The following is a 21,849-nucleotide window of genomic DNA, read 5'->3' as shown; positions in this document are numbered from 1 at the left end:
ACCATGAAGCGCCTCATCCCGTTCGCCGTCGCTGCCCTTTTCGCCGGATCGGCCGCCGTCCCCGCGCACGCCGCCGCCGTGCACCGCGTTCTGTTCGACAACACCAAAGCCGAGACCGCCGGCAACGCCGACTGGATCATCGGCACCTCGCAGCCCGACCCGACGGCGCAGAACTCCGCGCCGCAGAAGGAAACCGACTGGACCGGCGCGCTCTCGGCGTGGGGTGTCGCGCTGCAGAAGACCGGGCAGTACAGCCTCAAGACGCTGCCCGCCGGCAACAGCATCACCTACGGCACCGGTGGTGCGCTCGACCTCCAGAACTTCGACGAATTCGTGCTGCCCGAACCGAACGTCGTGCTGAGCGCGTCCGAAAAGACGGCGATCATGCGGTTCGTCCAGAACGGTGGCGGCCTCTTCCTCATCTCCGACCACACCGGCAGCGACCGCAACAACGACGGCTGGGACTCCCCGGAGATCATCAACGACCTGATGACGAACAACGGCGTCGACAACACCGACCCGTTCGGCTTCTCGGTCGACCTGAAGAACATCTCCAGCGACCACCCGGTGGCCATCACCGACTCGGCGAACCCCGTGCTCAACGGCGCTTTCGGCACCGTGAAGCACAGCCTGATCGCCAACGGGACGACGTTCACCCTCAAGCCCGCGGACAACGCCTCGGTGAAGGGCCTCGCGTACCTGAGCACGTCGTCGCCGGGGAACTCCAACGCCTTCTTCGTGACCAGCACGTTCGGCTCGGGCCGCGTCGCGATCTGGGGCGACAGCTCGACGATCGACGACGGCACCGGCCAGTCCGGCAACACGCTCTACAACGGCTGGACCGACCCCACGGCCGACAACGCCGCACTCGGTCTCAACGCGACGGCTTGGCTCGCGGGCAGCGGCACGACCACGCCTCCGCCGAGCGGGTGCACCGCCGGGCAGCTGCTCGCCAACCCCGGCTTCGAATCGGGCGCGACGGTGTGGACGGCGTCGTCGGGCGTGATCGGCCAGCACGGCACCGACGAGCCGGCCCGCACCGGGACGTGGAGCGCCTGGCTCGACGGCTACGGCTCCGCGCACACGGACACCGTCAGCCAGACCGTGACGCTGCCGAGCGGGTGCTCGGCGTACACGTTCTCGTTCTGGCTGCACGTCGACACGGCGGAAACCGGTACGACCGCGTACGACAAGCTGACCGTGAAGGCGGGCAGCACGACGTTGGCGACGTACAGCAACCTCAACGCGGCCAGCGGGTATCAGCAGCGAAGCTTCTCGTTGTCCGCGTACGCGGGTCAGTCCGTGACGCTCAGCTTCAGCGGTGTAGAGGGCTCACAGCTGCAGACGTCCTTCGTCGTCGACGACACCGCCGTCACCGTCAGCTAGCTGGGGAGGCCCGAAGCGCGCCAAGCACCTTCGCCGGGGTGGAGCGGTCTACGCAGCGAAGCAGCGTGATCGCCCCACCACGACGTACGCGGCTTCGGCTTCTCCGGCGGCTTCGCGGCCGACGCGGCGGCGACGACCGCCGTCAGCGCCGCCAGTTCGGCGTCGCTCGGGTTCCCGCGGACGACCCGCAGCAGGGGACGTTCTTCTTCGCCGCTCACAGCGGGATGTTCCCGTGCTTCTTGGGCGGCAGCGACTCGCGCTTGTTGCGCAGCAGCGACAGCGCCCGAGCGACGTGCCCGCGGGTGTGCGCCGGCACGATCACGGAGTCGACGTAGCCGCGCTCGGCCGCCGCGTACGGGTTCAGGAGCGTGTCCTCGTACTCCTGGATCAGCTGCGCGCGAAGGGCGTCCACGTCCTTGCCCTCGTTCGCCGCGTTGGCCAGCGTCTTGCGGTGCACGATGTTCGCCGCGCCCTGGGCGCCCATCACCGCGACCTGCGCGGTCGGCCAGGCGAGGTTGATGTCGGCGCCGAGGTGCTTGGAGCCCATGACGTCGTACGCGCCGCCGTACGCCTTGCGCGTGATGACCGTGACCAGCGGGACGGTCGCCTCCGCGTAGGCGTAGATCAGCTTCGCGCCGCGGCGGATGATGCCGTTCCACTCCTGGTCGGTGCCCGGGAGGAAGCCCGGGACGTCGACGAAGGTGAGCACCGGGATGTTGAACGCGTCGCAGGTGCGGACGAACCGCGCGGCCTTCTCGGAGGCGTCGATGTCGAGGCAGCCGGCGAACTGGGTCGGCTGGTTGGCGACGACGCCGACGCTCTGGCCGTCGACCCGGCCGAACCCGACCAGGATGTTCGGCGCGAACAGCTCGTGGACCTCGAGGAACTCGCCGTCGTCGAGGACGCGGGTGATCACCTCGTGCATGTCGTACGGCGTGTTCGGCGAGTCCGGGATGATCGTGTCCAGCTCGCGGTCGGCGTCGGTGACGTCGTCGAAGAAGCCGGCCGGGCTGTCCGACGGCTCGAACACCGGCGCGTCGGACAGGTTGTTCTGCGGCAGGTAGGAGAGCAGTTCCTTGACGTAGGCGATGGCGTCCTCGTCGTCGGAACCGAGGTAGTGCGCGACGCCGGACTTCGTGTTGTGGGTGCGGCCGCCGCCGAGCTCCTCGAAGGTGACGTCCTCACCGGTGACCGTCTTGACGACGTCCGGGCCGGTGATGAACATCTGCGAGGTCTCGTCGACCATCACGATGAAGTCGGTGAGCGCGGGGGAGTAGACGTGCCCGCCGGCGTTGGCGCCCATGATCAGCGAGATCTGCGGGATCACGCCGGAAGCCTGCACGTTGCGGCGGAAGATCTCGCCGTACAGGCCGAGCGAGACGACGCCTTCCTGGATGCGCGCGCCGCCGCCCTCGTTGATGCCGATGATCGGGCGGCCGGTCTTGATCGCCAGGTCCATGACCTTGACGATCTTCTCGCCGTAGACCTCGCCGAGGCTGCCGCCGAAGACCGTCACGTCCTGGCTGAAGACGCAGACCGGGCGGCCCTCGACGGTGCCGTAGCCGGTGACGACGCCGTCGCCGTAGGGCCGGTTCTTCTCCTGGCCGAAGTTGGTCGAGCGGTGCCGGGCGAGCTCGTCGAGCTCGACGAACGAGTTCTCGTCGAGCAGCAGCTCGATCCGCTCCCGCGCGGTCTTCTTGCCCTTGGCGTGCTGCTTCTCCACCGCGCGGGCCGAGCCCGCGTGCACCGCCTCGTCATAGCGGCGGTACAGGTCGGCCAGCTTGCCGGCCGTGGTGTGGATGTCCGGTTCGTCCTCGGGTGGCGTCCCGAGCGGCTCCGTCGCACTGCTCATTCCCGGGAGCTTAACTACTTGTCGGTCACTTCGCGTGTGGCGTAGGCAACGTCCATGGAGATCCGGATGCTGGGTGCCGCCGACCTGCCCGCGTGCGCCGACCTGGCCGAGTCCCGGTCGTGGCCGCGCGAGCCCCCGAAGTGGCGGTTGCTGCACGAGGTCGGGCAGGTGTTCGGGGTCGACGCTCCCGACGGCGGGCTCGCGGCGTGCGCGGCGGTGGTGTCGTTCGGCACGGTGGCGTCGATCTCGATGGTGCTGGTCGCGCCCCGGTTCGAGCGGCGCGGACTGGGCCGCGCGATCACGGCGCAAGCGCTTGCGGCGGCGGGCGACCGGGTGGTGTGGCTGCACGCGTCGACGCTCGGCCGTCCGCTGTACGAGTCGATGGGCTTCGTCCTCGACGGCGGGTGCCAGGGGCACGTCGGGAGGTTCGCCGACGACGGCGGGCCGGGTGCGTCGCCGGGGTCGCCGGCCGACGTGTGGGCGCTGGACGCGCGCGCCCAGGGCGTCGACCGGCGGCGTTTCCTGGAGCGGCTGGGGACGCCGTACGTGGTGGACGGCGGCTTCGCGTTCGGAGTGGACATCGGCCACGTGACGGTGATCGGCCCGGTGGTCGCGGAGTCGGAGGACGCGGCCAAGGCGGTGGTCCGCGGAGTGGCCAGGACGGTGTCCGGTGAGGTTCGGGTGGACCCGGACTACCGGTTCCCTTCCTTCACGGCATGGCTGCGGGAGCGCGGGCTGGTGCCGGGACCGCCGGCGCCGCGCCTGGTCCTGGACGGCCGCTCGCTCCCGGGCGACGCCTCACTCCGCTTCGCTCCGTTCACGCGGGCGATGTAGGCCGGACCAGGCCGGATTCGTAGGCCGCGATCACCAGCTGGGCGCGGTCCCGCGCCGCCAGTTTGTGCAGCAGCCTCCCGATGTGGGTCTTCACCGTCGCGATCCCCAGGTGCAGCCTCGCCGCGATCTCGTCGTTCGACAACCCGCGCGCGATCAGGGCCAGCACCTCCTGCTCGCGCGCCGTCACGCCCTCGAGGTGTTTCACCGGGCCCGTCGGCAGTCGCGCGAACTCCGCCACCAGCCGCCGCGTCACCGACGGCGCCAGCAGCGCGTCGCCGGAAGCCACGATCGCGATCGCCGACAGCAGGTCCGCCGGTCGTGTGTCCTTCAGCAGGAACCCGCTCGCCCCGGCGCGCAACGCCGCGTATACGTACTCGTCCAGGTCGAACGTCGTCAGCATCAGGACCCGGACGTCCGAAGCGGCGCAGATCCGGCGGGTCGCCTCGATGCCGTCCATCGAGGGCATCCGCACGTCCATCAAGACGACGTCCGGGTCGAACCGCCGCGCCAGCGCAACCGCCTCGACGCCGTCGGATGCCTCGCCGACCACCTCCAGGCCCGGTGCGCTGTCGACCAGCACCCGGAAGCTGCCGCGCAGCAACGCCTGGTCGTCGGCGATCAGGACGCGCGTCATCGCGCCATCGCCGATTCGTAGGGCAGCCGCGCGAACACCCGGAAGCCGACGTCGGCGGGCTCCGCGGAGAACTCGCCGCCGTAGACCGCGACGCGCTCGCGCATGCCGATCAGCCCGTGGCCCGGCGTCGCGGACCCGCCGCGGCCGTCGTCGCGGACCTCGATGGTCACCTCGCCGTCGGTGCCCGTGACCCGGATGCGGCACGTCGCCGCGCCCGCGTGCTTGACCACGTTGGTCAGCGCCTCCTGCACGATCCGGTACACCGACTGGCCGACACCGCCCGGCAGCTCCTCGAGACCGTCGACGGCGAGGTCGACCGACGGGCCCGCCTGCTCCGCGCGTTCGGCGAGCGCGCGCAGGTCGTCGAGCGTCGGGGCGGGCGCCAGCGCCGGGACGCCGGTGCCGTCGCGCAGCACGCCGAGCATCCGCCGCAGCTCGGCCAGCGTCTCGCGGCTCGTGTCTTCGATGACGCGCAAGGCTTCCCGCGCTTCGGCGGGCTGCTCCAGCGCGACGTGGTTGCCGACCGCCGCCTTCACCGCGATCAGGCTCATGCTGTGCGCGACGACGTCGTGCATCTCGCGGGCGATCCGCAGCCGTTCCGCCGAAACCGCTTCCCGCGCGTGGTTTTCCCGCTCGGCCGCGGCGTACGCGCGGCGGCCGTGGACGGCGATGCCGAGCGCGAACCCGACGATCAGCGCCGACGTCCCGAAGTTGACCGTGGTGGCGGTGCTCGGGTTCGGCACCGCGACGCCGAGCAGGCCGACCGCGAGCAGCCCGGCGGCGAACCCGATGCGCGACGCCCGGCTGCCCCGTGCCACGACGAACGTGTAGAGCGCGCACCCGGCGCCCACGACGGCGACGGCGAGCACCGGCCCGCCAATCGGGACGGCCGCCGCAGTCAGGACGAGGGCGAGGACGTACGCGGGCCGCGGCCACCAGCGCCGCAGCAGGATCGGGGTGACGCTCGCCAGCATGATCGTCCAGCCCAGCCACCCGGGCAGCCACGGCGGCAGCGCCCACGCCCCGGCGGCGAGGTTGCCGCCGGCCCCGACCGCCAGCACCAGGACCGCCAGCGCGTCCAGCACCACGCGAATTCGCATGAACCGAACGTAATGCGCACGCGGGCGCCGCGCGTCAACCCTGGGTCGGACGCTCCGCGTAGTGCTTCTTCACGGCCTCGACGTGCTCGGGCGTCCAGTCCGGCAGGTCGACGCCGTGCGTCGCGGCGAACAGCTTGTCGAGCTGCTCGTGCCGCCGCGCCAGCTGGGCGGGGACGTCGGCTTCCGGCGCTTCGGTGAACTCGACGCGGGTGCCGTCGAGGGGATCTTGGGTGACGTGCCAGCCGGGTTCGTCCGGGAGCAGCGCGCGCACCTCGTCCACCGGCTTCCACACGAGGTCGCGGCGGAAGCGGATCGTCCCGTCTTCGAGCACTTCGCCGTAGGCGAGGCCGAATTCGTCCACATAGGACGCCATCCGGGCGTGCCAGTCCCGCGGCTGTTCGGCGTCGCGGCCGGACAGCCGCGCGTCGAGGGCGTCGAGGCAGACGTCCCAGCCGGCGGCGGTGCGGCCCGCGGCCAGCTTCGCGATCGCCGGCTCGCCGCGGCCGAAGGTGTGCGTGAACTCCAGCAGGCTGCCGTCGCCGTCCGGCGTGATGAGCCAGCGCAGGGTGTCGTCGTTCCAGGCGAAGGTGAACTCGCGCGGCGGGTCGACGGTGACCACGTGCCCGGTTGTCGACGTGTCCTCGCCGGGGAAGGTGAACCGGATGGCGCCGCCGTCACGCAGTTCGACGTCGACCTTCGCCGGGAACCAGTGCTGGAGTTCGCCCGGGTCCGTGATGGCGCGCCAGACCTGCTCGGGCGCGTGCTTCAGCCGGCGTTCCAGCCGGAGGGCGGGGCGTTCCTCGTCGGTCAGCAGTTTCGCGGGCATGCCTGTATATAACCACCGAGGCATATACGGGTCAAGCGCCGCGGACGGCCGCGACCGCGGCGGCGAGCTCCGGGTCGCCCGCGGCCTTGTCGAGCGAGGTCCGCAGCACCGCGCAGTACGTCGGCTCGGTTTCGGCGTACCGCTTGCGGCCGGCGTCGGTGATCACCGAGTAGACGCCGCGGCGGTCGTCTTCGCACAGGTCGCGGATGGTCAGCCCGGCGTCCTCCAGGCGGGCGCACATGCGGCTGACCGAGCTCTGGTTGAGCCCGATCGCCTCGGCGAGCTCCTGCATCCGCAGGCCGCCGCGCGGGCCTGCCACCAGCTTGCCGAGCGCGCGGTACTCGGACAGGCCGAGCCCGTGGCGCCGCTGCAACGCCTTTGCCAGTTCCTGCTCGACGCGGGCGTGCAGCACGAGCATGCGTCCCCAGGACTGTTCGTCGACGGTCATTTCCCGCCCTCCTCTTGACGTCCAGGATAGTCCATGGGCAGTATTTATATGTACATGCAAGTAACTGAGGGGATCGACGATGACGCGGAACTTCCTCTTCCTGGTCGGCGCGGCACGAGCCGGCGGGAACACCGAGATGCTGGCCCGGCGGGCGGCGAAGGAACTGCCCGGCGACGTCGAGCAGCGGTGGCTCCGGCTGCCCGAGCTGCCGCTGCCGCCGTTCGAGGACCGCCGCCACGGCGCCGGGTCGCACCCGGAGCCCGGCGAGAACGAGCAGTTGCTGATGGACGCGACCTTCGCGGCGACGGACATCGTGATCGTGTCGCCGGTGTACTGGTACTCGGTCGCGGCGAGCGTGAAGCTCTACCTGGACTACTGGTCGGGCTGGATGCGGCTGCCGGTCGAGTTCAAGGCGAAGATGCGCGGCAAGACGCTGTGGGGCGTGAGCGTCCTGAGCGAGACGGCGCGCGAGGCCCAGCCGCTGATCGGCACGCTGGAACTGTGCGCGGAGTACCTGGCGATGAACTGGGGTGGCGTCCTCCTGGGCAACGGCAGCCGCCCCGGCGACGTGCTCCTGGACGCCGACGCGATGTCGGCGGCCTCGACGTTCTTCACCGGGGTGCGTGCGGAGGTGCCGGTGTGACGCCGCGGCGCTTCGCGATGCCGGCCATGTTCTCTTCGCCCCAGTCGCCCAGCGGCAGCAGCGCGGTGTTCAGCCGCTGACCCAGCTCCGTCAGCGAGTACTCGACCTTCGGCGGGATCTCGTGGAAGACCTCGCGGTGCACGACTTCGTCCGCCTCCAGCTCCCGCAGCGCCTGGATGAGCATCTTCTCGCTGATGCCGGCCACCTTCCGCTTCAGCTCGCCGAACCGCAGCGGCTCGGCGTGCAGCGCCCAGAGGATCAGTGCCTTCCAGCGGCCGCCGACCACGTCGATCGCCGCGTCCAGTCCGCAGCGGTAGGTTCTCGCGAGCATGCGCCGATCCTTACGTTTTGGTGGGTACCTGACTTATTAGTCGGTACTTGTCCATCGTAAAGCGCCGGCAGCAGCATGATCGGCATGGGAGAAAGCAAGAAACAGGTGGGCGTGCTCGGCCTGGGGCGGATGGGCGCGGCCCTCGCCGGGGCGCTGCTGGGGGCGGGCCACGACGTCGTGGTGTGGAACCGGTCGCCGCTCAAGGCGGGGCCGCTGCTCGACCGGGGCGCGCGGCTCGCGGCGACGCCCGCGGAGGCGGCCTCGGCGGACGTCGTCCTCAGCTGTCTGTCCACATACGACACTCAACGGCCGGTGCTGGCGGCGGCGTCGCCGAAGGTGCTGGTCAATCTGACGTCGGGGACGCCCGAACAAGCTCGTTCGACGGCGGCGTGGGCGTCGTCGGCGGGGATCGAGTACGTGGACGGCGTTATCATGGCTGTCCCGCAAGGGATCGGGACCGCCGAAGCGAGGATTCTCTACTCGGGCGCATCGGCGACGTTCGACGCACAGCGCGACGTGCTGGCGGTGCTGGGAGAGCCGGTGTTCCTCGGCGAGGACGCCGGGCTGGCGGCGCTGTACGACCTGGCGCTGCTGGGCATCATGTGGTCGACGATGGCGGGCTACCTGCAGGCGCTGGCGCTGGTCGGCACCGAGGGGTGGCACCGTCGACGTTCACGCCGATGGCGTTGTCGTGGCTTTCGGCGGTGGGCGGGTTCCTGCCGGGGATCGGTGCGCAGGTGGCGAGCGGGGACTACGCGACGGATGTGTCGGCGCTGGACATCAACGCGGCCGGGCTCGGCCTCCTGGTCGAGACGAGCCGCGCCCAGGGCATCGACGCGTCGGTACCCGCGGCGGTCCGCGAGTTGTTCGACCGCGCGGTGGCGTCGGGCCACGGCGCGCACGCGATCGCGAGTGTCATCGAGGAGATCAGGTGAGGTTTTCGGGCAAGAAGGCGGTCGTCACGGGCGGCACGCACGGAATGGGCCTGGCGGTGGTGCGCGCACTCCTGGACGGAGGCGCGGAGGTCCTGGCGACCGGCCGGGACGTGTCGGGCCTGGAGATCCCGGGCGCGCACCTGCTGTCGTCGGACGCGTCGTCACTGGCGGACATCGACGCGCTGGCGGCGGTCGCTCTCGACCGGCTCGGGGCGGTGGACCTGGTGTTCATCAACGTCGGATTCGCCACGTTGACGCCGTACGAGCAGGCGACACCGGAGATCTACGACCGAACGTTCGACGTGAACGCGAAGGGCGCGTACTTCACGGCCCAGCGGCTGGCGGGGTTGGTCCGGCCCGGCGGATCGTTCGTGTTCACGACATCGGTGGCGGCAGGGGCGGGAATCGCGGGAATGGGCCCGTATTCGGCGGCGAAGGCGGCGGTCAGGTCGTTCGCGCTGACGTACGCGGCGGAGCTGGCACCGCGCGGGATCCGGGTCAACGTGGTCAGCCCGGGCTACACGGACACCCCGACGATGGGCGTGACGGGAGTGCCGGCCGAGGTGCTGGCGGCGTTCAAGCAGACGGGCGACGAGGTGACGCCGCTGAAGAGGCACGCAACGGTGGAGGAAGTGGCGGCGGCGGTGCTGTTTTTGGCGTTCGAGGCGACGTTCACGACGGGCGCGGATTTGCCGGTGGACGGAGGCTTGGGGCAGCGGTTGACCTTGCCGGCCTGAACCCGGCGCGGGCGCGGGCGAAGGTTTGCCGCGCCCGCGCCGGGTTGCTGGGCTACTTCGCCTCGCGCCGAGTTGTCTTGTGTCCGCGCCGTGGCGGTGCACTGGCTGCTCGCCGTTCTTTGGCGCGGCTCAGCCTGGCTGCGTGAGGTGGATGGCCAGGCCCGTTGCGCCCGGTGCGTGTTCGGGGCGCAGCACCAGATTGTCGTCGTAGTCGCCGCCGTTCTGGGTGCGGTATGGGATTGGTTCCGTTGTCTCCAGTGTGCTCAGGCGGGTGCGCAGCCGTTGCCTCGCCTCGGCGAAGTGCTCTTCCGACAGGCGGTCGGCGCCGTATACCGGGACCGGTGGCAGGACCGACATCCCCGCGTAGAACAGCGTTCCGTGGTGGAGCGGCCACAGGACTTCCTCCAGTGCGCCGTTCACCCCGCGCGGGCCCATCGCCGGCTCGCGGGCTCCCGCGGTGAGCACCACCATCGCCCTCTTGCCCGCCAGCCGGCCTTCGCCGTAGCGCGCTGTTTGGCCGTCTTTCGTGCGGATGCCGTAGCCGAAGCCCTTCACGAACACGCGGTCGAACCAGCCCTTCAGGATCGCCGGCAGGCCGTACCACCACAGCGGGAACTGCACGACGAGCGCGTCCGCCCAGTCGAGTTTCTCCTGCTCTGCCACGATGTCCGGGCTCAGTTCGCCGTTCGCGTGCGCGCGGGCCGACGTCGCTCCGACGATCAGCCGCTCGTCGCCGGCCTCGGTGCCGAAGTCGGCCGCGTCCACCACCGGGTTCCACTTCATCGCGTACAGGTCCGATTCCCGGACGTCGTGACCGAGTTCGCGCAGCGTCCGGACGCCGTCGTCGCGGAGGGCGCCGTTCAGCGAGCGCGGCTCGGGGTGCGCGAAAACCCACAACACGTTCATGACCTCGATGGTCACGCGGGCCGCCGTCTCGATCGAGTGGCCTGATAGCCAACATGTGCAAGAATCGAGCCATGGCCGAATTCGCGCACCCGGACCGTCACCACGTCGCCGTGCTGGTCAGGCACGGCATGCTCGTGATGGAGCTGGGCATCGTCCACCGGCTCTTCGGCCAGGCGCGCTCGGCGTCGGGTCAGCCGCTGTACGAGGTCGTGACCTGCGCCCTCGAACCCGGACCGGTCCGCACCGACTCGGACTTCGCCATCCCGATCGACCGCGGCCCCGAGGTGCTGGCCGAGGCCGACACCGTGATCGTCCCCGCGTCGCGGGCCGAGTACGAACCCCTGGCGCACGTGCTCACCCCGCCGCTCGCGGCCGCGCTGGACCGCATCCCGGCGGACGCGCGCATCGCGTCGATCTGCACCGGCGCGTTCGTGCTCGCCGCCGCCGGCCTCCTCGACGGCCGCCGCGCGACCACCCACTGGCGCTCCGCCGACGAGCTCCAGAGCCGGTTCCCGGAGGTCGACGTCGACCCGCACGTGCTCTACACCGACGACGGCAACGTCCTGACCTCGGCGGGGGTCGCGTCGGGGATCGACCTGGTGCTGCACATGATCCGCCACGACCACGGCGCCGCCGTCGCCAACGAAGTGGCGCGCGGCACGGTCGTCTCCCCGCACCGCGAAGGCGGCCAGGCCCAGTTCGTCCGGCGGCCGGTACCGGAACCGCGCACGTCGTCGACGAAGGCGGCGCGCGCGTGGGCGCTGGAGAACCTGCACCGCCCGCTGACGTTGCGCGAGCTCGCCGCCCGCGAGGCGATGAGCACCCGGACGTTCACCCGCCGCTTCCGCGAGGAAGTCGGCATCTCGGCGCTGCAGTGGCTTACGCAGCAACGGATCGAGCGCGCCCGCCAGCTGCTGGAGGAGTCGGACCTGCCGGTCGACCGCGTGGCGGCCGAAGCAGGCTTCGGCACGGCGGCCTCGCTGCGCCAGCACTTCCAGGCCGCGCTCGGGGTGTCGCCCAGCGCGTACCGGTCGACGTTCCGCGGCGAACTGGCGGGCTGAACCCCCACGCCGGGCAGGCTGCGGTCACCCGGCCGGGACGGCTCCCGGCCGAGCCAGTGCTTCGCCGACCTCGACCGCAGTTCGCACGAACCGTGCGATCCGCAGGTCCCGCGCGCCCGCCGGCCAGGCGAGGGCGAGCGAGTACGGCGTTGCGTCGCCGACCGGCCGGTAGACGATGTCGGCCCGCCGGTGCCACTGCGCGAACGACACCGGCACCAGCGTGATTGCCTGCCCGAGCGCGACCGTTTCCAGCAGCTGGGCGCTGTCCTGCACCACCGGTCCCGGGGTGACCGGGCGGCCGGTCACGTCCTGGCCCGCCCAGTAGGCCCGGTCCGCGGCCGACGCGTCCGGCCAGCACGGTGTCGGCCGCCCGGCGAAGTCCGCGCACGTGAGCGCGGACCGGCCGGCCAGCTCGTGCCGGAAGGACAGCGCGGCGACGCGCGGCTCGGTGAACAGCACCTCGACGTCCAGGTCGCCGTGGTCGCCCGGGCAGCCGAGCAGGGCCACGTCGGCCCGGCCGGCGCGCGGCAGGTTCGCCCGCCCGCCGAACCCGCCGACCCGGATCTCGACCGGGCCCGCGAACCGGTCGGCGATCCGCCGCAGCAGTTCGGTGGCCACGCCGGATTTCGCGGTGACGACGAGCGCCGGTGGCTGTTGAGCCACCCGTCGGGTGCGCCGGACCGCGTTCGCGACCGCGTCCAGCGCCTTCGCCGACTCCGTGAACAGGACGTTCCCGGCCGGTGTCAGCTCGACGTGCCGGCTGGTGCGTTCGAAGAGCTGGACGCCCAGCCGCCGCTCCAGCAACCGGATCGCGCGCGACAACGGTGGCTGCGCCATCCCGAGCCGCTCGGCGGCGCGGGAGAAGTTCAGCTCTTCGGCGACCGCGCGGAAGTACCGCAGCTCACGGACCTCGACGTCGTCCATACCGCGAGGGTATCGCGGCGGAGTCCATCGGTCTTTCCCTTCTTTCTCGGCGGATGGAGGGTTTGGTGTCGAAACTCCACAAAGGACGGACGGATCGCCGAGCACCGTGGTGGGGCTACGGCGCGATGCCCTCGAGCACCGCCCGCACCACCGATTCCGGCGTCGGCGGGTCGAGCGGGCCCGTGTGCGGGAAGACCACCGCCAGCACCGAGGCGTGGCAGTAGCCGACCAGCATGGCCGCCGCCGCGTCCACTTCGGACTCCGAGCGGAGTCTGCCGAGGCTTCGCTCCTCCTGCAGGTACGCCAGCAGGCGGTCGCGCCAGTACCCCGAGCGCTCGCTGATCTCCGCGAAGCGTTCCAGCACCCTCGGCTGACCGAGCAGGCCGCTGAACGCCGGCACGATCACCTTGTGCAGTGCCAGCCCGAACTCCAGGTGACGGCGGAGGTTGCCCGCCACCGTGCCTTCGCCCGCCACCGGCAGCTCGCCCAGCTCCGCTTCCGTCGTGCGCACGTGCTCCAGCAAGGCCCGGGCCACCAGCTCCTCCTTGTCGGAGAAGTGGTTGTAGAGCACGCCGTCGGCGACGCCCGCCATGCGCGCGATCTCGCGCACGGTCATGCCGGCCGTCCCGTGCGTGGCGATCATCTTCTGGGCGGTCTCGACCAGCAGGTCGTGCAGCGACTGGCCGTCGCGCTGCGCCGCGGCTTTCCTCGGTGACATCACCGCCATCGTAAGGGCCTCACGACCTCCTTCCCGTGACCAGCCACGCCGTCCCGCGCAGGCGGACCGCGTCCGGGCCCGCGTACGGCGCCAGCGCCGCCGTCAGGGCCTCGGTCGCCTTGGCCGCCGTCTCACCGTCGACCATGCCCAGGTGGTGGCGGACCGGGCCCCAGTCGCTGATGAACCGGGCCGCGTCCGGGACGTCGCGCCCCCACACCTGGTCGGCTTCGACGCGAGTGCACACCACGTCCGAGAAGCCGGCTTCGGTGAGGACCGCCTTCGTGCGGTTCGGGTCCGCGAACGACGTCGGCCCGCTGCCGTCGGGCCCCGTCGGCTGCGTCAGGTACTCGGCCAGCGCGCCGAACACCCGGCCGAGGTCGGTGCCCGCGAGCGCGGTCATGCACAGGAACGCCAGCCGCCCGCCGGGGCTCAGGGCCCGCCGGACGTTGGCGAACGCCGCCACGGGGTCGGCGAAGAACATCACCCCGAACCGGCTGACCGCCAGGTCGAACCCACCTTCGGCGAACGGGTGCACCTGGACGTCCCCCTGCTCGAACGTCACGTTCGGCACCCCCGCCGCCCGCGCCCGGGCGGTCGCCAGCATCGGCCCGGACAGGTCGACCCCGGTCGCGGACCGGGCCCGGGCCGCCGCCAGCCGCGTCAGCTGACCGTTGCCGCAGCCGATGTCCAGCACCCGGTCGTCCCGGCCGGCCAGGTCGAGCAGGTAGCCGTTGAACCCGCTGTTAACGGCGTCGTACCGGTCCGCGTGCGACGCCCAATGTTCGCCCTCGTACCCGTTCCACGCCTCGGCCTGCGCGGTGTTGACGATCCCGGTCATCGGCATCTCCTCCGTTGTGAACACGCGTTCATGAACGCCTGTTCATGGTCTCGGGAAGCCCGGCGGCTGTCAAGGCATCGGCCACCCCGGAGCCGGATGTCGGCCAGGTGGCAGATCTTCCGGCCGGGCGTTCCCGGAAGACTTCTCATCAGCGGGGGAAACCACCTCCCACCAGCACAAAGGAGCTAGAAATGGCCGACGTCATCGCCAACATGTCCATGTCCCTCGACGGCTTCGTGGCCGACCCCGAGGACCGCATCGACCACCTGTTCGGGTGGTTCGGCAACGGCGACGTCGAGGTGCCGACCGCCGTCGAGTGGGCGACCTTCAAGACCTCCGAGGCCAGCGCGAAGATGCTGCGCAACGCCATCGAAAACGTCGGCGCGCTGATCACCGGGCGCCGCCTGTTCAACCTCACCCAGGGCTGGGGCGGCATGCATCCGATGGGCGCGCCGGTCTTCGTCGTCACCCACGAGGCGCCCGCCGACTGGCCGCACCCCGACGCGCCGTTCACGTTCGTCACCGACGGGCTCGAAAGCGCCGTCGAGCAGGCGAAGAAGGTCGCAGGCGACAAGAACGTCGCCGTGGCCAGCACGACGATCGCGCAGCAGTGCCTCAACCTCGGCCTGCTCGACGGCATCCAGGTCGACCTGATCCCGGTGCTCCTCGGCAAGGGTGTCCGGTTCTTCGACAACCTCGACGCCACCATCACCCTGACCGGCCCCGAGGTCGTCGAGGGCACCGGCGTGACGCACCTGTCCTACGGGGTCAACCGAGGAGCGTGACGTGCAGCGCGGCCAGGCGGGCGGGATCGGCGACCACTTCGTACGCCGCCACCCGCTCGCCTTCGACCGCCACAGCGAGCGCGAGCAGCAGGCGGCCGCGCGGGGCCACGACGACGCCGACCGCGCCGTCCACCAGGGCCGCTTCGGCGAAGTGGGCCCGTTTCCCGAACACCTGGGTCTCCCGGGCCACCGCACGCGCCCCGCGCACCTCGAGGGCCGCGCCGGCCGGCAACGCGACCGCGTCGGCGCGGCGGACGACGTCGGGGGCCAGCACGTCCAGGAGCTCTTCGAGGTCGCCGCCGCGGGCCGCGGCGAGGAACGCGTCGACCACGCGGCGGTGCCTCGCCAGGTCGGCCGGCGGCAGCGGTGAGGTGCCCCGGACCCGCTGCCGCGCGCGGCTCGCGAGCTTCTTCGCCGCGACCGGCGTGCGGTCCAGGACCGGCGCGATCCGCTCGAACGGCACCGCGAACAGGTCGTGCAGCACGAACGCCACCCGCTCGGCCGGGCCCAGCGCGTCCAGCACGACGAGCAGCGCGCGGCCCACCGACTCGGCCAGCTCGACCTCCGCGGCCGGATCCGCGTCGGCCGCCGGCTCCGGCAGGACCTCGAACGGGTCCTCGCGACGGGCCTTCCGCGAGCGCAGGACGTCGAGGCAGACGCGGGAAACGACCGTCGTCAACCAGGCCGCCGGGTTGTCGACCGAATTGACACGGTTCAAGCGCAGCCAGGCTTCCTGGACGGCGTCGTCCGCCTCGGTCAGCGAGCCGAGCATCCGGAACGCCAGCCCGCGCAGCCTGCCGCGTTCCGCCTCGAACTCCTCGGCCAGCTCGTCCATCGGTCACCTTTCGCCCGCAGCCACCGTCGCACTCCCGACGGATCCCGGCGACCAGAGGTGACCGACGAGCTTGCTGACCCCTGCCGACCTGGGCGCGTGGCGCCTGCCGAACCGCGTGGTGCTCGCCCCGACGACCCGGGCGCGCGTCCCGGGCGGCGTAATAGGCGACCTGCAGGTCGCCTATTACGCGCAGCGCGCCGGCGCCGGGCTGATCGTCACCGAGGGCACCTGGGTGAGCGAACGGGCCGTGGGGTTCCCGGACGTGCCGGGCATCCACAGTGACGACCAGGTCGCCGGGTGGCGGCCGGTCACCGACGTCGTGCACGCGCTGGGCGCCCGGATTGTGGTGCAGCTGTGGCACACCGGCGCGGTGTCCCACCCGGGCTTCCTCGGGGAACGGCCGGCCGGACCCTCGGCGGTCGACCCGGAGGAGACCGTGCACACCGCCTCGGGCAGGCGCCCAACCGTGACCCCGCGCGAGCTGAGCGCGGCCGAGATCCGGGCGGTCGTCGCGGACTACGCCCACGCGGCGGAGAACGCGCGGCGCGCGGGCTTCGACGGCGTCGAGGTGGCCGCCAACGGCGTCTACCTGCTCGCGCAGTTCCTGCACCCGCGGCTGAACCGCCGCACCGACGCGTACGGCCGCTTGCGGCGCAAGCTGCTGCTGGAGGTGGTCGACGCGGTGCGCGCGGCCGGAATCGCCGTCGGGGTACGGCTTTCACCGTGGTGGACCGGCGGACTGTTCACTGTGGACGAACCCCTGCGCGCCGAGTACGACGACCTCGTCGGCGAACTCGACGTGTCCTACCTCCACCTCCGCGGGCCCGACAGCGGACCGGATTTCGCCGGCTTCGCCCGGTATCGCCGGCTGTTCCGCGGTCCGCTGATCGTGAACAACGGCTTCGACCGCGACTCCGGCAACGCCGTCGTCGAAGCCGGGATCGCCGACGCCGTGTCCTACGCCCGGCACTTCATCGCGAACCCCGACCTCGTGACGCGGTTCGCGCTCGGCCTCCCGCTGGCAACCGCCGATCCCGCGACGTACTACGGCGGTGGTGCCGCCGGTTACGTCGAGCAGGCGGCCGCGATCGCCGCGGTGTCCCAGTAGAACGGGCGGACCTCGGTGATGCGGCCGTCCGCCACCGTGATCGTCTGCGGGATCGGGAACGCCAGCTCGCGGCCGGTCGCCGGGCGCGGGCACGCACGTTCGTCAGCACCACGAGCGGGGACGTGGTGCTGAGGAACGCCTGCTCGCCCAGCTCGAAGACGGCCCACGTGCGGCTCATCTCCGCGAAGAACCGCCGCAGGCCGTCGTGCCCGCGCCAGACACCGCCGAACGGCAGCCCGTCGGCCTGGTGCAGCACGAAGTCCGCGGCGAAGTACGGCCGCAACGGCTCGAAGTCGCCGGTGGCGAAGTACTCGGCTTCGGCGGCGTACATGCCCTCGAGAACGGAGACGCTCATGACGGTCATCGTGGCGGGCCGGCGGGCGGGCCACCGGCGGGAACCGGCCCTCGCGCTACTCCGGGCACCACACGGCGAGCTCGCTGCCGCCGGGTTCGCGGAAGTGGAAGCGCCGGCCGCCGGGAAAGGCGAACGGTTCCTTCGTCACCTCCCCGCCGGCCGCTTCGACGGCGGCGCGGGCCGCCGCCAGGTCGTCCGTGCGGACCGTCACCAGCGGCGCGCGGGCCTGCTCGGCCGCGTCCGCCTGGAAGCCGAACGTGAGGCCGGCGGCCCGGACATCGGTGTAGTCCGGGCCGTACGGCGTCACCGGCCAGCCGAAGGCGCGCGCGAAGAACTCGCCGGACGCGGTGGCCGACGTGGACGGGAACTCGACGAAGTCGACTTCGAACATGCCCCCGACGCTAGCGGCGACCACCGACAAAACCGCGCGAGCGAGCCAGCGCCAGCCCGCCGAGCGCGGCGGCGGCCACCCCGATCACCAGGGCCACCCAGCCCCCGACGATCCCGTACCCGGTGCCGGGACCGCCCTTCGCCGCGGCCACGACGACCGCGCCGCCCGCCGCGCCGGCGATCCCGAAACCCAGCGCGAGGGCGGCGCCCCGGCCGCGGGTCAGGGCCAGGACGCCGGCGACGACGCCGGCCAGGCCCACCACCGCGGCGACCACGGACCACACGCGCCCCGGCGTCAACGCGTAAGTACTGACAGCGGCAAGAGTCATGGCGTACTCCCCATCTTTCGGTGTCCGGGAAGCATGTCCGCCGGACCCGCCGCCCGTCGTCGTGCGGACGCGGGCACTTCGCGCTGCCACGGCCGCCGCAGGAACCGCGGATGTACCGCGCCCGCAGTAGTCCGCGAATGCTCTTCAAGCCGGATTCGCCGCCCGGAACATCCGGTTAGGGTGCGGGGATGCGGGTCGTGGACGGGGTGGTCGCCGCCGGGGTGGCGGCGGCGTTGCTGATCGCCGGGCTCTCGGCGCGGCACGTGCCCACGGCCCTCGACCCGCTGGGGTACGCGCTCCTGGTGGCGGGCGGGCTGGCGCTGGTGGCGCGCCGCCGGGCTCCGGTCGTCGTGCTGGCGGTGACCGCGGCGTGCGCGCTCGGCTACCAGGTCGCCGGGTTCGAAGTGCCCGTCGTCGCGTACCTCTTCGCGGTGTACGCCGCGGTCCGGGCGGGACACCGCGTCGCCGCGGTGGTCGCTTCGGTGCTGATGCTCGGCGCGGTCCCGTTCGCGATCCTGGCCACGGGCCTGCACACGACCGGCGAGGCGTTCACGCAGTCCCGTGACGTCCTCCAGATCGCGTGGCTGATCGCCGCCGGCGCGGCGGGGGAGGCGTTGCGCCAGGCCGAGCGGCGCGCCGACGAAGCCGAACGGACCCGCGAGGAGACCGCGCGACGGCGTGCCGACGAGGAGCGGCTGCACATCGCCCGCGAGCTGCACGACTCGCTCACCCACCAGATCTCCGTCATCAAGCTGCAGGCCGAAGTCGCCGTCCACCTGGCGGCCAAGCGAGGTGAAGACGTGCCGGAAGCCCTGCTCGCGATCCGCGACGCCGGCCGCGACGCGGCGCGCGAACTGCGTGCGACGCTGGAGGCGCTCCGCGACGACGGCAAGAACCCGCCGCACGGGCTCGACGACGTCCCGGACCTCGTGGACCGGGCCCGCTCCGGCGGTCTCGACGCGCGGCTGACGGTCGAAGGCCGGTGCGACGACGTGCCGGCGGCGGTCGGCCGGACCGCCTACCGGATCGTCCAGGAGTCGCTGACGAACGTCGCCCGGCACGCCGCCGCGGCCACCGCGTCGGTCCGGATCGACCACCGGCCCGGCACGCTGGTCGTCCGCGTCGACGACGACGGGAAGTCCACTGTGGACAGTGTGCCGGGCGTCGGCCTGACCGGGATGCGCGAGCGCGTCACGGCGCTCGGTGGCCGGCTCGACGCCGGGCCGCGCCGCGAAGGCGGGTTCAGCGTCCGAGCCGAGCTCCCCGTGGACGACCCGGCATGATCCGCGTCCTGCTGGCCGACGACCAGCCGCTGATCCGCAGCGGGTTCCGCGCGCTGCTCGACGCCGAGGCCGACGTCGAGGTGGTGGCCGAAGCCGCCGACGGCGGCGAAGCCGTGACGCTCGCGCTGGAGCACCTGCCGGACGTCGTGCTCCTCGACGTCCGGATGCCGGGCGTCGACGGCCTCGAGGCGACCCGCCGCATCGCCGCGGACCCGGCGCTGGCCGCCGTGCACGTCGTCATCCTGACCAACTACGGCTTCGACGAGTACGTCTTCGAGGCCCTGCGCGCCGGCGCGGCGGGGTTCCTGGTGAAGGACATCCGGCCGGAGGACTTCCTGCACGCCGTGCGCGTCGCGGCCCGGGGCGACGCGCTGCTCGCGCCGTCGATCACGCGCAAGCTGATCGACCGGTACGTGACGCAGCCGCCGGTGCCCGGGGTGGGGCTGGCGGAGCTGACCAACCGGGAGCGCGAGGCGGTCGCGCTGGTCGCGCGGGGGCTGTCCAACGACGAGATCGCGGCGCGGATGGTGATCAGCCCGCTGACCGCGAAGACGCACGTCAACCGGGCCATGGCGAAGCTGGGGGCGCGGGATCGGGCGCAGCTCGTGGTGTTCGCCTACGAGTCCGGGCTGGTGCGTCAGGCCGGGCGGCCCGCGCCCGCGTAGTCGTCGCCCTTCGAGTGGTACGTGTGGATCTGGATCGCCTGACCCTCGGTCGGCGCGTTGATCATCAAGCCGTTGCCCAGGTACAGCCCCACGTGGTGGATGCGCGTGGCCGGGCTGCCGTAGAACACCAGGTCGCCCAGGCGGGGCTCCTGCGTGGCCGGCACCGGCGGCAGCGCGCGGAACTGGCTGTCCGCCGTCCGCGGCAGGGACACCCCGGCGCTGTCGTACGACGCCTTCGTCAGGCCCGAGCAGTCGAAGCCCGCCGCGCCCGCGTCCGGGCCGTTGCCGCCCCAGACGTACGGGAGGCCGAGCTGGCCCAGGGCGAACCGGGTCGCGCGGACCCGCGGCGACGACGCCGACGCCGGGTCCAGCGACAGCGTCGCGTACAGCTGGGCCATGCCGAGGACGCGCTGGCGGAACAGCTCCGTGTCGCTGCCCGGGTGGTAGGCCGCGATCGCCTTCCACCAGCCCGGGCCCGCGCCGAGGTCCGTGCCGCCCGCGCACAGCGCCCGGCCGGCCGCGACCGGGGCTTCGCCGCCGTACTTCTTGGCCTGCGCCGCGGTCAGGCCCAGGAGGTTCCCGCCGCTTCGGCCGTGGTCCGACGCCGCCGAGCCGACGCCCGCCAGCGTGACCCACGAGAGGTGGCACGACGGGTCTTCGCCGCGCAGCGCCAGCTCGCCGTTCGCGTAGCCGATCAACGCGGCCGCGGGGATGTCCAGCGGTCCCGCCAGCTGGTCGGCCCACTGCTGCAGCGGGCTCTTGCCGCCCTGGCCGGACGCGCCCTGGCCGGGCTCTTGCGCCTTCACCGGTGCGCTGACCTCGAGGACCGACGGGCCCGACGCCGCGTCGCGCGCCACCGGCAGCGCGGCCGCCGGCGCGGGCTCGGGCGACCGGTCGGCCAGCAGCCAGCCGGCGGTGACCAGACCCGCGACGAGCGGCAGCGCGACGAGGCCGCGCAGGGCCGCGCCGCGAGCCCAGGAGGTCGGCTTGGTCGTCACGGGTTCCAACTTAGAAGAGCGCACCTCTTGGTGAACGACTGAGTAGCTTGCACGTTAGGGGGACTCTCATATGGTGGACACATGACTGAGATCGACGCTGCCCGTCTCACCTCGGCACTCAAGGATCGGTACGCGCAGGTCGACGTCGTCGAGCGCACCGGCTCCACCAACGCCGACCTGCGGAAAGCCCTCGAAGACGGCGCCGCGGACCGGACCGTTCTCCTCGCCGAGGAGCAGACCGCGGGCGTCGGCCGGCGGGCGCGGCAGTGGAGCTCCCCGAAGGGCGCCGGGCTGTACCTCAGCGTGGCGCTGCGGCCGGAGGTCCCCTTCACCGCGCTGGGCTCACTCTCCGTCGTCGCCGGGCTCGCCGTCCGGGCGGCCGCCGCGTCCGTCGGGGTGGACGCCACGCTCAAATGGCCCAACGACGTCCTCTCCGGCGGGGCCAAGTGCGCCGGGATCCTCGCCGAGGCCGTCGCCGGGAATCCGCCGTCGATCGTGCTCGGCATCGGCCTCAACGTCCTGCCGCTCGGCGACGTCCAGCCGGGCCCGGGCGGCCTGCCCGCGACGTCGCTCGCCGAGCTGGGCGCCACGAACACCGACCGCACCGACGTCGCGATCGCGCTGCTCACCGAGTTCGACGAGCTGGAGAAGCGGTGGCGGCTCGCGGGCGGCGACCTCACCGAGGCCGGCCTGCTCGGCGACTACCGCGCCCACTGCTCGACCCTCGGCCAGGACGTCGAGGTCCAGCTGCCGGACGGCACGTCGCTCACCGGGCGCGCCGCCGACATCGACGCCGCCGGCCAGCTCCAGGTCGACATGACGGGCGGCCAGCGGCACACCGTCTTCGCGGGTGACGTGGTGCACGTCCGCCCGGCCTGATTCTTCGGGGCGTTGCACTCACCGGCCGGGCGTCTCGCCGGTACGGTGA

General features: G+C 72.2%; 25 protein-coding genes and 2 pseudogenes. 11 read left to right on the top strand and 16 right to left on the bottom strand.

Features of this window, described 5'->3' with window-relative positions:
• Positions 1-3 precede the first annotated feature (3 nt).
• Positions 4-1,386 carry a hypothetical protein gene (locus AB0J40_RS31825; protein WP_364460243.1) on the top strand — a complete coding sequence of 461 codons (1,383 nt, stop codon included), beginning with the start codon at positions 4-6 and terminating at the stop codon, positions 1,384-1,386.
• On the opposite strand, the gene AB0J40_RS31820 is transcribed toward AB0J40_RS31825, so the two are convergent.
• Together AB0J40_RS31820 and AB0J40_RS31815 are read right to left on the bottom strand one after the other, a co-directional pair.
• Positions 1,383-1,604 (bottom strand): acyl-CoA carboxylase subunit epsilon, encoded by a 222-nt coding sequence (locus AB0J40_RS31820; RefSeq protein ID WP_364460240.1) that lies wholly within the window; start codon positions 1,602-1,604, stop codon positions 1,383-1,385. The two genes, AB0J40_RS31825 and AB0J40_RS31820, sit on opposite strands and share 4 nt — an antisense overlap.
• Positions 1,601-3,238, bottom strand: coding sequence for an acyl-CoA carboxylase subunit beta (locus AB0J40_RS31815; RefSeq protein WP_364460237.1), 1,638 nt, complete (start codon positions 3,236-3,238; stop codon positions 1,601-1,603). Before AB0J40_RS31815 ends, AB0J40_RS31820 begins: the two co-directional genes overlap by 4 nt.
• A gap of 54 nt (positions 3,239-3,292) precedes the next feature.
• On the opposite strand from AB0J40_RS31815, the gene AB0J40_RS31810 reads away from it, so the two are divergent.
• The gene (locus AB0J40_RS31810) at positions 3,293-4,072 is read left to right on the top strand and encodes a GNAT family N-acetyltransferase (RefSeq protein WP_364460234.1); all 780 of its coding nucleotides are present in this window, start codon (positions 3,293-3,295) and stop codon (positions 4,070-4,072) included.
• Here AB0J40_RS31810 and AB0J40_RS31805 read toward each other — a convergent pair.
• Genes AB0J40_RS31805 through AB0J40_RS31790 form a run of 4 tightly spaced genes read right to left on the bottom strand, consistent with a single transcriptional unit; the run spans position 4,056 to position 7,080 of the window.
• The gene (locus AB0J40_RS31805) at positions 4,056-4,706 is read right to left on the bottom strand and encodes a response regulator transcription factor (RefSeq protein ID WP_364460231.1); all 651 of its coding nucleotides are present in this window, start codon (positions 4,704-4,706) and stop codon (positions 4,056-4,058) included. The genes AB0J40_RS31810 and AB0J40_RS31805 overlap by 17 nt on opposite strands.
• Positions 4,703-5,806 carry a sensor histidine kinase gene (locus tag AB0J40_RS31800; RefSeq protein ID WP_364460228.1) on the bottom strand — a complete coding sequence of 368 codons (1,104 nt, stop codon included), beginning with the start codon at positions 5,804-5,806 and terminating at the stop codon, positions 4,703-4,705. Before AB0J40_RS31800 ends, AB0J40_RS31805 begins: the two co-directional genes overlap by 4 nt.
• A gap of 34 nt (positions 5,807-5,840) precedes the next feature.
• Positions 5,841-6,632 (bottom strand): SRPBCC family protein, encoded by a 792-nt coding sequence (locus AB0J40_RS31795; protein WP_364460225.1) that lies wholly within the window; start codon positions 6,630-6,632, stop codon positions 5,841-5,843.
• Positions 6,633-6,663: 31 nt separating this feature from the next.
• A complete protein-coding gene (locus tag AB0J40_RS31790; RefSeq protein WP_364460222.1) occupies positions 6,664-7,080 on the bottom strand; it encodes a MarR family transcriptional regulator in 417 nt (138 codons plus the stop codon).
• Between the two features lie 79 nt (positions 7,081-7,159).
• Between AB0J40_RS31790 and AB0J40_RS31785 the strand changes: the two genes are divergently transcribed.
• Positions 7,160-7,723: an NAD(P)H-dependent oxidoreductase gene (locus tag AB0J40_RS31785; protein WP_364460220.1), complete on the top strand. Its 564-nt coding sequence runs from the start codon at positions 7,160-7,162 to the stop codon at positions 7,721-7,723.
• Here the strand turns inward: AB0J40_RS31785 and AB0J40_RS31780 are convergent.
• Entirely contained in the window at positions 7,692-8,054 is a 363-nt protein-coding gene (locus AB0J40_RS31780; protein ID WP_364460217.1) for a helix-turn-helix domain-containing protein, read from the bottom strand. The two genes, AB0J40_RS31785 and AB0J40_RS31780, sit on opposite strands and share 32 nt — an antisense overlap.
• 75 nt (positions 8,055-8,129) lie before the next feature.
• Here AB0J40_RS31780 and AB0J40_RS31775 point away from each other — a divergent pair.
• Positions 8,130-8,989 (top strand): annotated as a pseudogene (locus AB0J40_RS31775) (NAD(P)-binding domain-containing protein).
• On the top strand, positions 8,986-9,726 hold the full coding sequence (locus tag AB0J40_RS31770) for an SDR family oxidoreductase (RefSeq protein ID WP_364460213.1): 741 nt from the start codon (positions 8,986-8,988) through the stop codon (positions 9,724-9,726). Before AB0J40_RS31775 ends, AB0J40_RS31770 begins: the two are co-directional and overlap by 4 nt.
• 129 nt (positions 9,727-9,855) lie before the next feature.
• Here the strand turns inward: AB0J40_RS31770 and AB0J40_RS31765 are convergent, their stop codons facing one another.
• The gene (locus tag AB0J40_RS31765; protein ID WP_364460210.1) at positions 9,856-10,632 is read right to left on the bottom strand and encodes an NAD(P)H-dependent oxidoreductase; all 777 of its coding nucleotides are present in this window, start codon (positions 10,630-10,632) and stop codon (positions 9,856-9,858) included.
• A 71-nt stretch (positions 10,633-10,703) separates the two neighbouring features.
• On the opposite strand from AB0J40_RS31765, the gene AB0J40_RS31760 reads away from it, so the two are divergent.
• Positions 10,704-11,693 carry a helix-turn-helix domain-containing protein gene (locus AB0J40_RS31760; RefSeq protein ID WP_364460207.1) on the top strand — a complete coding sequence of 330 codons (990 nt, stop codon included), beginning with the start codon at positions 10,704-10,706 and terminating at the stop codon, positions 11,691-11,693.
• A gap of 24 nt (positions 11,694-11,717) precedes the next feature.
• On the opposite strand, the gene AB0J40_RS31755 is transcribed toward AB0J40_RS31760, so the two are convergent.
• From AB0J40_RS31755 to AB0J40_RS31745, 3 genes are all read right to left on the bottom strand, one after another.
• Positions 11,718-12,617, bottom strand: coding sequence for a LysR family transcriptional regulator (locus tag AB0J40_RS31755; RefSeq protein WP_364460204.1), 900 nt, complete (start codon positions 12,615-12,617; stop codon positions 11,718-11,720).
• Between the two features lie 115 nt (positions 12,618-12,732).
• Positions 12,733-13,344: a TetR/AcrR family transcriptional regulator gene (locus AB0J40_RS31750; protein ID WP_364460201.1), complete on the bottom strand. Its 612-nt coding sequence runs from the start codon at positions 13,342-13,344 to the stop codon at positions 12,733-12,735.
• 10 nt (positions 13,345-13,354) lie between these two features.
• A complete protein-coding gene (locus AB0J40_RS31745; RefSeq protein WP_364460198.1) occupies positions 13,355-14,173 on the bottom strand; it encodes a methyltransferase domain-containing protein in 819 nt (272 codons plus the stop codon).
• Positions 14,174-14,364: 191 nt separating this feature from the next.
• Between AB0J40_RS31745 and AB0J40_RS31740 the strand changes: the two genes are divergently transcribed.
• Positions 14,365-14,958 carry a dihydrofolate reductase family protein gene (locus tag AB0J40_RS31740; protein ID WP_364460195.1) on the top strand — a complete coding sequence of 198 codons (594 nt, stop codon included), beginning with the start codon at positions 14,365-14,367 and terminating at the stop codon, positions 14,956-14,958.
• On the opposite strand, the gene AB0J40_RS31735 is transcribed toward AB0J40_RS31740, so the two are convergent.
• Positions 14,942-15,793 (bottom strand): sigma-70 family RNA polymerase sigma factor, encoded by an 852-nt coding sequence (locus tag AB0J40_RS31735; RefSeq protein ID WP_364460192.1) that lies wholly within the window; start codon positions 15,791-15,793, stop codon positions 14,942-14,944. The two genes, AB0J40_RS31740 and AB0J40_RS31735, sit on opposite strands and share 17 nt — an antisense overlap.
• A 70-nt stretch (positions 15,794-15,863) precedes the next feature.
• On the opposite strand from AB0J40_RS31735, the gene AB0J40_RS31730 reads away from it, so the two are divergent.
• Positions 15,864-16,901 carry an alkene reductase gene (locus AB0J40_RS31730; RefSeq protein WP_364460189.1) on the top strand — a complete coding sequence of 346 codons (1,038 nt, stop codon included), beginning with the start codon at positions 15,864-15,866 and terminating at the stop codon, positions 16,899-16,901.
• Between the two features lie 145 nt (positions 16,902-17,046).
• Here the strand turns inward: AB0J40_RS31730 and AB0J40_RS31725 are convergent.
• The 3 genes and pseudogenes from AB0J40_RS31725 to AB0J40_RS31715 all read right to left on the bottom strand — a co-directional run.
• Positions 17,047-17,232 (bottom strand): annotated as a pseudogene (locus AB0J40_RS31725) (nuclear transport factor 2 family protein); the annotation flags it as partial.
• A gap of 79 nt (positions 17,233-17,311) precedes the next feature.
• Positions 17,312-17,647, bottom strand: a complete 336-nt coding sequence (locus tag AB0J40_RS31720) for a VOC family protein (RefSeq protein WP_364460186.1) — start codon at positions 17,645-17,647, stop codon at positions 17,312-17,314.
• 10 nt (positions 17,648-17,657) lie between these two features.
• On the bottom strand, positions 17,658-17,975 hold the full coding sequence (locus AB0J40_RS31715; protein ID WP_364460184.1) for a DUF6223 family protein: 318 nt from the start codon (positions 17,973-17,975) through the stop codon (positions 17,658-17,660).
• 188 nt (positions 17,976-18,163) lie between these two features.
• Here AB0J40_RS31715 and AB0J40_RS31710 point away from each other — a divergent pair, with 188 nt between their 5' ends.
• Together AB0J40_RS31710 and AB0J40_RS31705 are read left to right on the top strand one after the other, a co-directional pair.
• On the top strand, positions 18,164-19,258 hold the full coding sequence (locus AB0J40_RS31710) for a histidine kinase (RefSeq protein ID WP_364460181.1): 1,095 nt from the start codon (positions 18,164-18,166) through the stop codon (positions 19,256-19,258).
• Positions 19,255-19,923, top strand: coding sequence for a response regulator transcription factor (locus AB0J40_RS31705; protein WP_364460178.1), 669 nt, complete (start codon positions 19,255-19,257; stop codon positions 19,921-19,923). Before AB0J40_RS31710 ends, AB0J40_RS31705 begins: the two co-directional genes overlap by 4 nt.
• On the opposite strand, the gene AB0J40_RS31700 is transcribed toward AB0J40_RS31705, so the two are convergent.
• Positions 19,896-20,921, bottom strand: a complete 1,026-nt coding sequence (locus AB0J40_RS31700; RefSeq protein ID WP_364460175.1) for a C40 family peptidase — start codon at positions 20,919-20,921, stop codon at positions 19,896-19,898. The genes AB0J40_RS31705 and AB0J40_RS31700 overlap by 28 nt on opposite strands.
• A gap of 81 nt (positions 20,922-21,002) precedes the next feature.
• Between AB0J40_RS31700 and AB0J40_RS31695 the strand changes: the two genes are divergently transcribed.
• A complete protein-coding gene (locus tag AB0J40_RS31695) occupies positions 21,003-21,800 on the top strand; it encodes a biotin--[acetyl-CoA-carboxylase] ligase (RefSeq protein ID WP_364460172.1) in 798 nt (265 codons plus the stop codon).
• The last annotated feature ends 49 nt before the right edge of the window (positions 21,801-21,849 follow it).

The organism is Amycolatopsis sp. NPDC049691, from assembly GCF_040675005.1.
Taxonomy (GTDB): Bacteria; Actinomycetota; Actinomycetes; order Mycobacteriales; family Pseudonocardiaceae; genus Amycolatopsis.
Note: the sequence above shows the minus strand (reverse complement) of the source record. Positions and strands in the feature narration are given on the sequence as shown.